Source organism: Alteromonas sp. ABH2_165, from assembly GCF_056159945.1.
Map to the genome: position 1 here is coordinate 241,641 of NZ_JBSWWF010000002.1, position 15,475 is coordinate 257,115.

General features: G+C 46.4%; 12 protein-coding genes. 8 read left to right on the forward strand and 4 right to left on the reverse strand.

From position 1 onward, the window contains the following. Positions 1-171 precede the first annotated feature (171 nt). Positions 172-1,977 carry a protein-disulfide reductase DsbD gene (locus tag ACXAFQ_RS05725; protein WP_474818726.1) on the reverse strand — a complete coding sequence of 602 codons (1,806 nt, stop codon included), beginning with the start codon at positions 1,975-1,977 and terminating at the stop codon, positions 172-174. 255 nt (positions 1,978-2,232) lie between these two features. On the opposite strand from ACXAFQ_RS05725, the gene ACXAFQ_RS05730 reads away from it, so the two are divergent. The 3 genes from ACXAFQ_RS05730 (at position 2,233) to groL (ending at position 4,996) form a co-directional block, all read left to right on the forward strand. After that, positions 2,233-2,751: an FxsA family protein gene (locus tag ACXAFQ_RS05730; protein ID WP_474818727.1), complete on the forward strand. Its 519-nt coding sequence runs from the start codon at positions 2,233-2,235 to the stop codon at positions 2,749-2,751. A 266-nt stretch (positions 2,752-3,017) separates the two neighbouring features. After that, entirely contained in the window at positions 3,018-3,308 is a 291-nt protein-coding gene (locus ACXAFQ_RS05735; protein ID WP_474818728.1) for a co-chaperone GroES, read from the forward strand. A gap of 41 nt (positions 3,309-3,349) precedes the next feature. Next, entirely contained in the window at positions 3,350-4,996 is a 1,647-nt protein-coding gene (groL, locus tag ACXAFQ_RS05740; protein WP_474818729.1) for a chaperonin GroEL, read from the forward strand. 117 nt (positions 4,997-5,113) lie between these two features. Here the strand turns inward: groL and ACXAFQ_RS05745 are convergent, their stop codons facing one another. Further along, positions 5,114-5,662, reverse strand: a complete 549-nt coding sequence (locus tag ACXAFQ_RS05745; protein WP_474818730.1) for a hypothetical protein — start codon at positions 5,660-5,662, stop codon at positions 5,114-5,116. Between the two features lie 373 nt (positions 5,663-6,035). Between ACXAFQ_RS05745 and ACXAFQ_RS05750 the strand changes: the two genes are divergently transcribed. Together ACXAFQ_RS05750 and ACXAFQ_RS05755 are read left to right on the forward strand one after the other, a co-directional pair. After that, a complete protein-coding gene (locus ACXAFQ_RS05750; RefSeq protein WP_474818731.1) occupies positions 6,036-6,623 on the forward strand; it encodes a Uma2 family endonuclease in 588 nt (195 codons plus the stop codon). 185 nt (positions 6,624-6,808) lie between these two features. Further along, positions 6,809-10,381 (forward strand): FG-GAP repeat domain-containing protein, encoded by a 3,573-nt coding sequence (locus tag ACXAFQ_RS05755; protein WP_474818732.1) that lies wholly within the window; start codon positions 6,809-6,811, stop codon positions 10,379-10,381. 114 nt (positions 10,382-10,495) lie between these two features. On the opposite strand, the gene ACXAFQ_RS05760 is transcribed toward ACXAFQ_RS05755, so the two are convergent. Further along, complete coding sequence (locus ACXAFQ_RS05760; protein ID WP_474818733.1) at positions 10,496-12,142, reverse strand: sensor histidine kinase; 1,647 nt, start codon at positions 12,140-12,142, stop codon at positions 10,496-10,498. Between the two features lie 5 nt (positions 12,143-12,147). Continuing rightward, the gene (locus ACXAFQ_RS05765; protein WP_474818734.1) at positions 12,148-12,930 is read right to left on the reverse strand and encodes a phosphate/phosphite/phosphonate ABC transporter substrate-binding protein; all 783 of its coding nucleotides are present in this window, start codon (positions 12,928-12,930) and stop codon (positions 12,148-12,150) included. A gap of 211 nt (positions 12,931-13,141) precedes the next feature. On the opposite strand from ACXAFQ_RS05765, the gene ppiC reads away from it, so the two are divergent. From ppiC to ACXAFQ_RS05780, 3 genes are all read left to right on the forward strand, one after another. Next, on the forward strand, positions 13,142-13,420 hold the full coding sequence (gene ppiC / locus ACXAFQ_RS05770) for a peptidylprolyl isomerase PpiC (RefSeq protein ID WP_070123477.1): 279 nt from the start codon (positions 13,142-13,144) through the stop codon (positions 13,418-13,420). A 610-nt stretch (positions 13,421-14,030) separates the two neighbouring features. After that, positions 14,031-15,182, forward strand: coding sequence for an NAD(P) transhydrogenase subunit alpha (locus ACXAFQ_RS05775; RefSeq protein WP_474818735.1), 1,152 nt, complete (start codon positions 14,031-14,033; stop codon positions 15,180-15,182). 2 nt (positions 15,183-15,184) lie between these two features. Beyond that, positions 15,185-15,469: an NAD(P) transhydrogenase subunit alpha part 2 gene (locus tag ACXAFQ_RS05780; RefSeq protein ID WP_070123474.1), complete on the forward strand. Its 285-nt coding sequence runs from the start codon at positions 15,185-15,187 to the stop codon at positions 15,467-15,469. Positions 15,470-15,475 lie beyond the last annotated feature (6 nt).

Sequence of the window (15,475 nt, forward strand, 5' to 3'; positions counted from 1 at the left end):
TTAAAATCCACCAAATTGGCGATGATTATAGATGATAGGAGAGTTTTCGCAGCAAAATACTGGTCTAATCAGGGGAAATAGGCGCAAGTTTTCTGGCGGGGATTTTGCTTTATTTATAAAACCCAATATTGCCGGAAGCGTCTGTGTTTGACGCTTCCGGACGGGCTTCAACTAGTTTTTCAGCGCAGCGTTCACATGATTAGCAAAGGCATTGGCTTTCATAAAGCCTGTTACTCTCGCCTTTTTCAACTCTTCACCCTGAGTATCGAAAAACAAAATCGTGGGTAGGCCCAGCACATCGAATTCCTTCTGGAAGGCCAGATTTGTCGGGGTGTTGTCGGTTAAATCGATTTGCATCCACACAGTATTTGAAAGCGCATCGATAACCGCAGGATCCGGGAAGGTATACTTCTCAAACTCTTTACAGGCAACACACCAATCGGCGTATAAATCCACCATCACGGTTTTGCCATCGGCATTGGCGGCAGCTAGCTTCGCTTCAAAATCACCGATGTTTTTGACCACCATAAATTCTGGATGGCTGTCTGCGGAAGTCTGCGCCTGACCGCTGTAAGTAGCCGTCGGAGAACCGAATAATGTGACATAGCCCACCATGGCACTACCAAACAGCCCCAATGCTATAAGCAATGTTCGCACACCTTTCATAAATGAAGGGGCAGTGTTCTGGTTCATCACGCTGTAATAGGAGAATGTGGCTAAACCTACAGCAGCCCAGAGCAGGTTGATGTAATCGTTGCTCCACAGGCGCTCAACAAAGATGAGGGCGACGGCCAGCATCATGAAACCAAAGCTCACCTTCACCACATTCATCCAGTTTCCCGCTTTAGGCAGCAGTTTGCCGCCGGTCATACCAAACAGAATGAGTGGAATACCCATGCCTAAACTCAGCACATAGAGGGAAATAAAGCCCAAAGTCATGTCGCCGGTCTGAGCTATAAATAGCAGAATGCCGGTGAGTGGCGCGGTGGTGCACGGAGAAGCGACCAAGCCAGATAATACGCCCATAACGAACACACCAACGAAGTTGCCCCGTTTCTGATTGTTACTGACATCGTTGAGTTTGCTCTGCCAGGACGAAGGCAATTGAATTTCATACACGCCGAACATGGCCATGGCCAGGGCGATAAACAGAACGATAAACACCCCTAGTATGGCCGGGTGCTGCAGCGCTGCCTGAAACTGCACGCCAGCCGATGCGACCACCAGACCCAGAATGGAGTAGGTAATCGCCATACCCTGCACGTAAATAAAGCTGAGCGTGAAAGCACGGCTTAAGCTCATGCCTTTACCCTGTCCAAGTACAATGCCAGACAGAATGGGATACATGGGGAAAACGCAGGGCGTAAATGCCAGGCCAATACCGAGTGCCAGGAACAGCAGCAGGGTTACCGCGAGATTTTCTTTATCGGCCAGTCGCTCAGCCAAACCAAATTGCTCAGAGGCGACTTCATCGGAAGCGCTATCAGGCGCGCTAGCATTTGAAGAAGGTGCTGTATCACCGACAGCATTCAGATAAATCACTTTTACTGTAGGCGGATAGCAAAGCCCTGCATCGGCACAGCCTTGATAACGGACTTTCACCACGCCATCCTGTACGGCTTGCTCTATAGGAACAGTAAAAGAAACATCCACATAATACACTTCGGTTTTACCAAAGAATTCGTCTTCTTTTTCTTTTCCGGGTGGGAATACGGGTTCACCTAAGGTGACATCTTTGCCAACCAGTTTGAACTGGTACTTATATAAGTAGTAATCCGGGGCTATGTCGAAGTGAATGACCAGCTTGTCGCCCTGCTGTTCATAGCTGAATACGAAAGCATCTTCTACCGCCAGGAATTCCGGCTCCTCCTGCTGCATAAAGTTTCCGCCCTGATTGAACTGGGGGATTTGGGCAGTAGCCTGAAAGCAAAACAAGGTGAGCAAACAGGTTAACAGCAGTGTCGATACAGACTTCATATTCAGTATATCCTTCGAAAAACGCATTCAGGTTAGGGTAACAGTAACCTTATATCTGACCGCAGTCGGTTTCGTATTCTTTCAGATTTTTAATAAAATCACGAACCCTCTGTCGCGAATTCTGTCGTACTCATATCAATACAAACTTGTATTTAGGGGGCAAACCCCCATTTTACTAATTCACGCATGTCAGTGTTCGGCTTAGTAATAAGCGAAAGCACTGGCTTTATGAACTTAAGCCAACGAGGTTAACTCTTGCGAATATTATTTTTGCTATTTGCCATAATGCCCATCATTGAAATAGCCCTGCTAGTGAAAGTGGGTGGCATTATCGGCGGATGGAACACGATTGCGATCGTACTTATTACTGCCTTTATCGGTGCTTATTTTGTAAAACGAGAAGGCTTGCATACGCTGCAAAAAGCGCAGATGAAAATGCAGCAGGGCGAAATGCCCGGACAAGAAATGGTCGACGGTATCATGCTGGCTGTGGCCGGTGTGCTTATGGTCACGCCGGGTTTCATCACCGATATCTTGGGTATTCTGTTGGTGCTGCCTGTCACCCGCCACCTTATCGGTGCATCGGTAAAAAAGCATATGAAGATGCGCGTAGTGACGTCTTCCGGTTTTAATCAGCAAGGTCCCTTCGCGGGTGGCGCCGACCCGTTTGGCCAGCAGTTCCACGATGGCCCTCGTCAGGAACATGGTGACGTATTTGAAGGGCAGTACACCGACAAGTCTGACAGCGACAGCAACCCCCGCCTGAATAAATAGTCAATTAACAGGTTACGCGCTTTAGCGGCGCGTAATCCTCCCTTTCAGAATCAAATGGTTAGTTACCAACCACCAAAAATTGAAAAATTTTTGCATTTTTTTCACCTAATCCCCTTGAACTTGTATGGTGACTACCCCATTTATCCACGCAGAACACGATTTGAAGCTGGGTTTACCGGCTTCTTTCTTAAGTAAATGGCGTACACGAGACCGTGCGTCCTAGTTAACTAACATTTAGATAGTTGGAATTTTCAGGAGACTTGAAAATGGCAATTCGTCCTTTACACGACCGCGTAATCCTTAAGCGCGCTGAGCAAGAAACTAAATCTGCTGGCGGCATCGTACTTACCGGTTCTGCTGCAGAAAAATCAACCCGCGCTGAAGTTATCGCTGTGGGTAACGGCCGTATTCTTGAGAACGGCGAAGTGAAAGCTCTTGACGTTAAAGTTGGCGACACCGTTATTTTCAACGACGGTTACGGCGTAAAAGCCGAAAAGCTGGAAGGTGAAGAAGTGCTTATCGTTAGCGAAAGCGACATTCTGGCAATCGTTGAGTAATAGACGTTTAACGTTTTAACCGTATTTAGAGGAATTTAAACATGGCAGCTAAAGAAGTACGTTTTGGTGATGACGCCCGCACGAAGATGCTGAAAGGCGTTAACATCCTTGCAAACGCAGTAAAGGTAACCTTAGGTCCTAAGGGCCGTAACGTAGTACTGGATAAATCATTCGGTGCACCTACCATCACTAAAGATGGTGTATCTGTAGCCAAAGAAATCGAGCTGGAAGATAAGTTCGAGAACATGGGCGCACAGATGGTTAAAGAAGTTGCGTCAAAAGCCAACGACGAAGCCGGTGACGGTACTACTACTGCAACCGTTCTGGCGCAGGCTATCGTAACTGAAGGTCTGAAATCTGTTGCAGCGGGTATGAACCCGATGGATCTGAAGCGCGGTATCGACAAAGCCGTTGTTGCAGCCGTTGAAGAACTGAAAGCCCTGTCTACTGACTGTGCCGACAGCAAGTCTATCGCACAGGTTGGTACTATCTCTGCAAACTCTGACCTGGAAGTAGGCGAAATCATCGCTGAAGCGATGGAAAAAGTAGGCAAAGAAGGCGTTATCACTGTTGAAGAAGGTCAGGCTCTGCAAAACGAGTTGGACGTGGTTGAAGGTATGCAGTTCGACCGTGGTTACCTGTCTCCTTACTTCATTAACAACCAGGAAAACGGTACTGTTGAATTAGACAACCCGTTCATCCTGCTGGTTGACAAAAAAGTATCTAACATCCGTGAACTGCTGCCTACGCTGGAAGGCGTTGCAAAAGCAGGCAAGCCTCTGCTGATTATCGCTGAAGATCTGGAAGGCGAAGCGCTGGCAACTCTGGTTGTTAACAACATGCGCGGTATCGTGAAAGTAGCTGCTGTTAAAGCACCTGGTTTCGGCGACCGTCGTAAAGCCATGCTGCAGGATATCGCAATTCTGACTGGCGGTACTGTAATCTCTGAAGAGATTGGTCTGGAACTGGAAAAAGTTCAGCTGGAAGACTTAGGTACTGCGAAGCGCGTAGTTATCAACAAAGACAACACGACTGTTGTTGACGGTGCGGGTGACGAAGCGGCTATCGAAGGTCGTTGCGCACAAATCCGTGGTCAAATCGAAGATTCAACTTCTGAGTACGACAAAGAGAAGCTGCAGGAACGTCTGGCTAAGTTGTCTGGCGGTGTTGCAGTAATCAAAGTAGGTGCTGCTACTGAAGTTGAAATGAAAGAGAAGAAAGACCGCGTTGAAGATGCACTGCACGCTACCCGCGCTGCGGTACAGGAAGGCGTAGTACCTGGTGGTGGTGTTGCTCTGGTTCGTGCTGCTGCAAAACTGGCAGAACTGACTGGCGACAACGAAGACCAGACTCACGGTATCAAGCTGGCTCTGCGCGCGATGGAAGCGCCTCTGCGTCAAATCTCTATCAACTCAGGTGCTGAAGCGTCTGTTGTTGTTAACGCAATTAAGAACAGCGAAGGTAACTACGGTTACAACGCAGGTAACGACACTTACGGCGACATGCTGGAAATGGGTATCCTTGACCCAACTAAAGTGACGCGTTCAGCTCTGCAATTCGCAGCGTCTATCGCCTCTCTGATGATCACTACAGAAGCGATGGTTGCTGAACTGCCTAAAGAAGAAGCTGCTGCTGCACCTGATATGGGTGGCATGGGCGGAATGGGCGGCATGGGTGGAATGATGTAAACGTCACCTGAGCGTTTCATAAGAGCTCATACTGTTTAAAAGGCCCGTAAAGCATTGCTTTTCGGGCCTTTTCTTTATATATACCTGTAAATTCCTTTTTGTACTATGAGTGCTTGGCTACTTCTTTCTCATTAGCTGCTGTACATCCACATTCAACTTGTCCTTCATCTTCTGAATCGGCGCTGAAGAAGTCTCCTCAACTGTTTCAAGTACATCTGTCTTAATATGCTCAGAGACAAACTTTTGCTTGGCTTTAGAAACTTTACCACCACAATTAATCAGGATTGAAACGATTTTATCCAAAGTATGATTTGGAATATCTGTTAGCTGATTACCTGTTAACCATTCATAGAGAAACCAGATCACGCGGTTATATTTAGAGTTTGGTTTTTCTGCGATAAATGAGGTTAGTGCATCTATATCTATTTTTTGGAAGATCGCTGCAAAGTAGTGAAGCCTGATCCCTTGATACTTGATTGCAGCAATCATGTGCTCAAAGGGTGAGTCAGCTGGCTTACGAGTCCCCGGGATGATTTTGCGCTTAGACGCACCATAAGCGATGAGTTTTTCAGCATCTGCTTTAGGATCCTGGTACACGTCTACGTCTAGTTTTGGAAGAAGCAGACTATAGTATTGATTTAGGTAGGTGTATCCCAGCGGGTTCATAAGAGCCTTTACTTATTTGGTGTATTGCTCAATACCCTGCTCGTAAAGCCTAGATAGCTCCTTCCGCAGAGAAACATTCGTTTCAACAAAGCACTTACAATACGAATATAATACTTACAAATCAATAAAAGCAGTTACGCTTTTACTTTTATAATTACAGCTAGAAAAGTCACTTACAAATGCTAGAGCTTTATACCTGCATTCACAGCGTACTCAACCCACTGGTGAAGATGGTTGCAGTTATGAAGATCAAGAAAGAAGGTTGGTACATCCAAAACATTTTTGGTTACTATGTGAGGGTAAGTGCCATGTTTGATATTTAAGTAATGTCAGAATCATGGATTCATATTCGGTTGCTATTCAGGAGTGCGCAATGCCAGTTGCCCGAAAACACAATGTGTTGACACCCGACGAATACCTACAGGAAGAGCTTGAAGCATCTGTTAAACGGGAGCTTATTGATGGTCAGATTTATGCGATGGCCGGAGCCAGCGCCAACCATGAGAGAATAGCGGGAAATTTTTATAGTGAGTTAAGAAATCACTTAAAAGCGACTCCCTGCGAGCCATTTAGTTCAGATATGAAAGTGCGCGTTCGTGATAACTTTTATTATCCAGATGTGTTGGTCGATTGTAATTTTGATGAGTCAGAGCCATATTTTACATCAACGCCGGTAATCCTTGTGGAAGTGATTTCCCGTTCTACTCGTAAAATGGATGAGAAGCAAAAGTTACTTGAGTACGTCAATATTCCTACACTTAAAGAGTACGTGCTGATTGAACAGGACGTAGCAGATGTTACCGTTTACAGAAGAAGCGATGACTGGCGCTCCACCCACTATTTTTTAGGTGAAGAAATCCACTTCGAATCGATAGATTTTACTATCCAGGTAGAAGACATTTATCTTCGTGTAAAAAATGAAGACGTTGTGGCATTCCTTGAACAGCAATCCCAATCTTAATAATTAGCTGCATTTACCTAGCCTAAGATCACCTTATTTATCCCCGAAATCGTCTGCTGAGTCATGCAATTTCCCTAATAAATCACCCTTGACAAAATCTTTACATTTAACTCGACCAGAAGTGAAAAAGTCGCTAAATTAGCCGAACTTTGTAGTTGTGGTATCTAAAGTTCAAGGATGAAAACATGAATAACGTTGTACGTGTCTTTTCTCTTTCTGCGTTGGCGCTGGCTGTATCTGCGTGCGGTGGCGGCGGTGGCTCTGACAGTGCTTCCGGCGGCGTACAAACGCCGTCAAAAACACCTCTGCAGATCATTTCTGACGCGCAATCTCATTCCAAATCTCAACTAACTACCGCTGCAAAAACGCAGGCCAATACCCGTTACAGTGGAGAATCCGGCAAGGCAGAGATAGATATTGCCCTGGCCCAGCATGTTTATAGCGTATTGTTTGACGACAACATTCTCACTGTGCCTGATATCGGTGAACACGATATTGAAAATGAACTCGGCAGCGACGGTTCAATTAACAGCACCCTTCAGTGTGATGAAAGCGGCACGGTGAAATATACCGGTAAGTTTGATGACAACGGTACCGGTAAGTTGTCTATGGATTTCAGTGATTGTGAGTCTTATTACAATAGTTTCGCGTTGTCTGGTGTGGCGGCGGTTTCTATTGATGTCGTTACCGACAGCAAAATAGAATATACCCTGTATTTTTCCAATCTTAACTGGCAAGACGACGTTCCGGTGTCTATGTCAGGCCTGATCACCTTTAGTGATTCATATTCCATACAAACCGGCGTGACGACGTCGGTTAGTGAGCAATATGTGAGTGCTTCAATAGGCGCTGAAAGCTACCTTATTGATACCAGCATGACCACCAGTGATAACTGGGAGTCCCCTGAATTCCGGATTGATGGCCGCGTTAGTGTGGGTTCTGAAGGCTCTGTGGATGTAGCGCTGGACACTGATGAGCTAGATATGCCGTATTTTTACGGTAGTACCGTGATTTTCAATAACGGTGAAGCACAGTTGAAGTTCTTGCAGGGTATGGTGATGTACACCCAGGATCTCGACAATGACGGCGAAATGGATGCCGGTAAGTACTTTGATAGTCTATACGGCTTCATCACATCGCCGGTGACTGATACGGAATTATATAACCTCGCCGAAATCTCTCTGACACCTTATGTAGAGTCGCCTTATCTGCAAGATTATGAGGGGCTGTCTGTGGCACAGGAAATTGTTGTGCTGCCTGGTAATTATTATGACCTCGATACCCCAGACGAAGATCTGACTGTCAGTTACAACTGGTATCTAAACGGCAAATTGCTTGAAGGCGTTCACGGTAACACCCTGCCCGCATACTCAGTGACGGTTGATCAGTGGCTTGAAGTGTCCATGGTGGTGTCTGACTCAATCAATACCGTGGAATCCTATCCCATCAGCATCTATGTGGAAGATACTCCTGCGGTTTTTACGGTTAGTAATGTGCCGGAAAACGTCCGTGCTGGCGATACCATTACTTTCTCATTATCACTAACAGACGCAGATGTACCGGGCAATGAAAACCTGGCGGCATTGGCGAGTGCGCCTGAGGGGGCAACGTTAGCTTCTGACGGCACGGTGACCTGGGTTGTACCGGACAATCAGCTTTTCAGTCAGATGGTGTATTCCTTCGGTGTGAGCAACAGTCAGAACCCAAATAACAGCATTGAGGAATACTTTGAAATGACGGTGAATGCCGATGAGGCGCTGCCGTTGTTCCGTTCTGGCGTGGAAGTGCCTCATCGGAATAATTCTCAGTGGGTGGCCGATTTTGATGGCGACGGTAGCAATGAGTTATTGGGGACTGACAATGGCTCACGGGTATTTTTACTGGCGCTGGTTGATGGTAAATATAAACAGAAATGGGCATATCCCTATGCGCTGTCTGATGAACAGAATATCCGGCAAGTATTGCCTGCAGATATCGACGGGGATGGCACGCCTGAAATTTTAGTTATCACAGAAAAGACCTTCTGGTTGATTGATGATTTAACCAAAGATGCACGGGTTTTACTGGAAACCGACGATTATTTCAGTGAAGCGTTACTGGCTGATACCGACAACGACGGTGTGAATGAACTGATTTATTCTGTTAAGAATGCGGATTACGACGCCAGTGAAACGACCATTTTTGTGAGTGAGTTGGGAAGTGAGTTGGCTACAACACTCAGCTTCAGCACTAACAGCTTTCAGACAATCGCTGTCGGTAACGTGGATGCCGACAGTAACGTAGAGCTGATTATGAACACTGGTCTGGTGTACGACCTGACCACTGGTGCGAATGAATGGTTTTTCGGCTCCGGATTTGGTAGTTCATTTGTTACAGTTGGCGACCTCAACGGGAATGGTATCGATGAGATCATTGGTGCCGGTGCCTGGGATGCGCTTTACGTGTATTCCGCTGCTGATAAATCTCAGCTGGCGTCATTGTCTCTTGAAGATACCTGCGATATGCATGCTTACAATCTCTACAATGATGCGACAGATGAAATTGTGGTAAGCGATTGCCAGTGGGGCAATGTAACCGCGTACACTCTGAACGGCAGCAATCAACTGGATACAGTATGGCAAGTTGGGCTGCAGGATCACGGCTCGTCATCGCTTACCATGGGTGATATCGACAACGACGGTAGTGCGGAAATTCTATGGGGCTCAGGCACCAGCAGTTCAGGTGCAGACCGCCTGCTCACGGCAGACTACACTGCCGATGGTGCAACGGTAAAAGAAAATACCACCGGTGTTCAGCTTGACCATTTTTATGCCGCGGGCTGGTCTGAAATCACTTCCGGTGATGAGCGTGCTGTATTCTTTGTGCCCAGTACCGAAAGTGGTTATGACGGCTCTGTTATCGCAACGATGACCGGCGATGGCACCATAACCGTGGGTGAAGAGCTGTCTTCTAACTGGGACAACAGTACTCAGGCGGTAACGACGGATTACAATAACGATGGCGCAGGGGATATCTTCCTGCCGCTGACTGCCTTGTATGACGGCGCATTCGGTGCGGTGCAGTTAAGCGATATGTCTGTTCAGTACTCTGTCGATGGTGGTGACAATGACAGCACTATCGGCAAGATAATGGCCATAGACGTGAACGGCGACGGATATGAGGATGCGGTCTATCAGGACGGGTCAGCGATCAAGGTTATCGACATTCAGAATCAGTTGCTGGTGGCATCGTATACGAACCCCCAGAGGATTAGTGATTTTGATGCGGTATTTATTGATGATGTATTGAATCTGGTTGTGACAAGCGGTTATCAGCAGGTACAGTTGCTGACGCTGGGTAGTAATGCATTTATTGCCGGCAACTCATATGAAATTGAATGTCCGCAGGTGCTGTTTACCGGCGGTGAAAACAGCCGTCAGTTTGTTTGTTCCGGTGGTAACGATAAGGAAATGAGCATGCTGACATTTTCTGACAGTGGTGTGGAACTGGTGGGGGAATACCGCTTCCCGTTTGAGATCATCGATATGATTGTGGACCCGGTTACCCCAACTAACGTACTGGTAGTAACCGGTGATGATAGCAGTTGGTACAGCTCTCATTCTGTTCTGCGTAGCATTGCAACTAATGGCAATATTGTGTGGTCTGGTCCGAAATTGAACGGCAGAGCAGAAAAAGGTGCATTGCGTGCCCGTGGCTCAGAATCCGGCGATATAGAAGTTATGCTTGGCACGTCGGCAGGGATGTATCTGATTCACTAATTGATGATGACGCTCAGGTGAATGCTCTTATTTACTTTCACCTGAGTTCAGATCTTCCTGGCAGTGAGAATGTTGCATCGGTTATTCCGCGAACGCTGTCGGGGCGCTCCGTATTTATGCTGCACCGTAAACAGGTAAGGTCAGCGTAAATTCGGTACCGGTATAAAGTTCACTTTCTACGCTGAGCATCCCTTCGTGCTCTGTCGCTATGTCATATGAGATGGAAAGTCCCAGGCCAGTACCTGTATCCTCGTCTTTGGTGGTGAAGAAAGGATTAAATATCTTTTGCAGGTTCTCGTCAGAGATTCCGCAGCCATTGTCACTAACGATGAGTTCTACAGTTCCGTTGCTGTTTGCTCTGGTGCGTACTTTCAGTTTGCCCCGCCGTCCTGTTTCTTCAATCGCCTGAGCGCCGTTAATCAGCAGGTTAGTAATAACTTGAGAAATTTTACCCACGTTCATCATAACGCGGGGCAACTCTTCATAGTTAATGTCTACATCACAAACATATTTTAGCTTGTTGTTCACCAGCGCTAATGTGGTTTTCACGCAGTTATTCAAATCAAAAAGCTGCTTCTTATCTGTGTCGATTCTGGAAAATTGTTTAAGGCTGCTGACAATTTCTTCTACTCTCTGCAAACCGTGTTCAGATTCTTTAATAAGATGAGAAACGTCGTTACTAATAAAGTCCATTGACTGGAAGGCCTGAGAATTCTTTAATACAGCTATCTTTTCCAGCGCGACCTCATTGGTTTTTGCTTGTGTGACTTCCATCAGATCTTTGTAGAGTATTTCAAAGCTGGCTAAATACTCTTTCAGTGTGTCCAGATTACTACTGACAAAGCCCACAGGATTATTGATTTCGTGGGCGACACCGGCAGCAAGCTGACCGACTGATGACATCTTTTCCGCCTGAAGTAATTGCTGCTGTGTTTCTTTCAGCGATTTGTTCGACTGCGACAGTTCTTCATTTTTTCGGTTTAATTCAGTGGTACGCTCGAGGACTCTGTATTCCAGAGACTGATTTAGAGCCTGTAAGGCATTTTCTGCTTCGGCTCTGCGGATATGCTCTTCTTCAAGATGCGAGGTTAGATGATTGAAGACCGTTGCTAACTCTTCGAGCTCGTCGTTGGTACGCACGTTTACCTTAATATCTTCATATTTGTTTTCTTTAGAAGCCTGAATGAGCCTGCGAGCACCCTGTTGAAGAATATGGATCTGCTTAGTCAAATAGCTACCGAGAAAATAGGAAAATAGCGCAACAAGGACCATCTCAATGGCTGCAATGGTATAAGCCCACTGCTGAATATCGCTCAGCGATGCTTTTACTGCCGCAATATTAATTCCAAGGTCAATATAACCATACAACGTATCATCAACTAGAATCGTGCGGCGGATATCGTAAATTCCATCACTGGCCAAGCTGACAGACGTATCGGCCTGAAAGTCTGAGTTCAGTGATTGTTCGTTGCCACCTGATGCGAAGACTCTGCCGGAGGTATCTGTTATTTTGACGTAATGAATGTCTGAATCGGTAAGCAACTCGTTGACATCAGCCTCAATGCCGGCCAGATCGAAGGACAAAAAAGCGTTTTTAGTCGTTGAATAAAACAGGTTAGCCGTTGTATTCGCGCGCTTAACCACGGCATCGTTAACCAGGTTGGTCAGCAGGTTAAATGTTGTTGTCAGCAGCAGTGCGAGCAACGTTGCTTCTATGAATGCTACACCCAGAATTGTTTTTAGTTTTAGTGATATTCGCATGTGAACTACGGCTTCTCTTGGTGCAGTAAGTCTATATTCAGCGCCCGGATGTCATCCCAGTCTGCAGAAAATGCCTCTGAGAATCCTTTCATTTTGAGACTGTTTAAAGCGTCACTGGCTTTTCCGCCGGGTGTCATGGTGGTGAGAACATTCAGAAGTTGCTCGCGAACTTTCTCTGACAGTCGTGGATGCGTCGCTATGGCATGTGGCGTATAAGCCGGGCTTGACCAGAGCACTTTCAGGTTCTCTTTCACGACGTTTTCTGTGGCTTGCAGAGACCGGTATATTCCGCCTCCGGCCTTAAAAAATCCCCTTGTTACATTCAGATAAACAGAGTCGTGGGATTGTACATAAACGGGTGTAAAGCTAATGCCATCTTTATGCATGGTAGCTCGGGGAATAATACTGGCAGCAAAAGCGGCGGGGGCCGGAAAGGCGATTTTGGCACCTTCAAGATCAGATAATTCTGAAAAAGGACTGTCACGCGGCACAACGATGATGCCCTGAATGGTTTGATCTTTCTGACGAGCCAGCGCGCGGTAGCCTGGGTTTTTCTGAAAAACGACAAAGTGATAGGGGTTCATGTAAGCAATGTCATATTTGCCTTGCGACAGTGCTTTTTCAAATGTAGGAATATCTTTCGCGGTTTCAAAGTGTAAAGTGTGTCCGGTTTCAGACTCGATATAGCTGAGTAGTGGTTGCCAGGCCTCTGCGAGCTTTTTCGGCGAGTGTTGCGGAACAATACCCACAGAAAAGGATTCAGCTGAAGCGGAATGTGATATGAGCATTAATAGTATTGCAACGACGCGCCTGCTCAATGGTTCAGACATATTCATTCTTCTCCCGCATCATGACGTTCTCCAGTACCAGCGTGCATTCATTGTTTTTTAATTATTCTATTACACAATGTAATGATAAGGCATTGCCTGCAGAAATGCCTTTTTCGTTTGTGCTTCGCTATAATCCGCTTAACTTAACCGCATCAATACGAGTACCGCCATGGCAACTGCATCCGCCCTTCATATTCTGGTAAAAACTGAAAAAGAAGCCCTGTCTATTCTAGAACAGCTCAAGAAAGGTAAAGACTTTGCCACGTTGGCAAAGAAGCACTCAACCTGTCCGTCGGGCAAACGTGGTGGTGATTTAGGTGAATTTCGCCGAGGGCAGATGGTTAAACAGTTCGATGACGTGGTGTTTAAGAAAGAAGTGCTGAAAGTGCATGGGCCGGTAAAAACAAAATTTGGTTACCACCTGATCAAGACATTATATCGAAGCTAAAATTACCCTTTAAGCTCACCGCTTATTGAGCGCAAATTTACTACTGCATCACCGCGAATTTTGGAATAAACATCATAAATTCGCCGCTGTTAAATCAGGAAATGCAACTTTTTTGCAGTCAATCCCGCTTGGTAGGCTAGGTAAACTCTTTGACATCTGGTTAAAAAGTAACCTATCTGATGCTATGGGCGACCTCACAGGTTTACCAAAAGGTTTATATTTTAAACACTTTATCAATACCATGAATGAGTGATATGGAAGCAATCATATCACTTATTTTCTATACCCCCTCCAATCCTTAGCTTTCAATTGGTTAGCGCAAGTCAACATTGAAGTTAGTCTAACTTGTTGTAACACATGAATTTAGGTTCTTTAAACGGTCATTTTCACTTCGCTACTGTGTTTAACATTGGTAAATATACTGGTTAATTCTCCTGCACATAGTGGGATAACTGCCGGCTTATATATTCCTTTTTGATATAAATGTGCTTATTGCCACCGGTGGCAATAAATATTAGATTTGGTTAACAATAAAAAATATAAATTATTAATGCCGACAAGGATGTGGTCGGATTAAGCGTCTCAAGTATCCCTTGCCTGAGGAGAACACATGAAAGTTTTAATATTGAATGAAGGACTCGAGAAGCTCGGTCATACCGAAAAACGCTGTGCGGTATCACCCTCTAGTGTGAAACGCATGGTGAACCGCGGTGTTACCGTTGTCGTGCAAAAAAATGCTGGTGTTCTATCAGGTTACGCCGATGCCGATTTTACTGAGGTTGGTGCCAGCCTGGTGGAAAATGCAGACGACTCACTGAAAGAGACCGATTTATTGTTGTGCGTAAACCAGCCCGAAGAAGCGGTTTACTCAAAACTGAAAGCCAATGCCATTGTGGTAGGACACATTGACCCCTTTTTCCAGCAATCGCTGGTGGAGTCTTTAGCTGCCCGCAAGCTGACCACCTTGTCGGTGGAAATGATCCCGCGTTCTTCCCGCGCCCAGAAAATGGATGCGTTAAGTTCGCAAGCGAGCCTCGCTGGCTACGTTATGGTGATGCAGGCAACTACACATCTGCCTAGCATTCTGCCAATGATGATGACACCGTCGGGTACCATTAAACCGGCGAAAGTTTACATCATTGGTGCCGGCGTTGCGGGTCTGCAGGCGATTGCGACGGCGAAACGTCTGGGCGCCAACGTACTGGCTTACGATACCCGTCCAGTAGTCGCTGAACAGGTTGAATCGCTGGGCGGTAAATTCCTAAAAATCGATTTGGGTGAAACCGGCCAGACCAAAGACGGCTACGCTAAAGAACTCACCGACGAGCAGAAGCAGAAGCAGCAGGACGCGCAACGTGATGCGATTGCCGACTCAGACATCGTGATCACTACCGCGCAATTGTTTGGTCGTCGTCCTCCGCAGCTTATTAGCAAAGACACGCTGGCGCTGATGCGTCCGGGTTCTGTGGTGGTCGATATGGCTGCAACGTCTGGTGGTAACGTGGAAGGCTCTGAACCTGGCAAAGTGGTCACCGTAAATGGGGTCACGGTAATTGGTACCGGTAACTGGAGTCAGTCTGTCGCGAAAGACGCTACCGATATGTACGCCAACAACCTGTACAACCTGATCGATGAATTTTTCGATGATGAATCGAAGGCATTCAAGCTCGATCTGGAAGATGAAATTCTTGCTGGGTGTGTAATTACGCACGATGGCGAAATTACCAACGACATGCTTAAAAACGCGTATCAGGGAGCCTAATCATGGAAAATATCTATCTGATTTTTATCGTATTGCTGGCTGCTTTCCTGGGTTTCGAACTGATCCGCAAAGTCCCTGCCACTCTGCATACCCCGCTGATGTCGGGCTCAAACGCCATTTCCGGGATCACCCTGGTCGGCGCGTTGGCAGCATCGGGTATGGAAAACGACATACTGACAACGATTTTGGGCACGGCAGCGGTAGCGCTTGCCAGCATCAACGTTGTGGGTGGTTATCTGGTTACCGACCGGATGCTGGGTATGTTTAAAAAGAAAGATAAGAAGTAAGGGGCC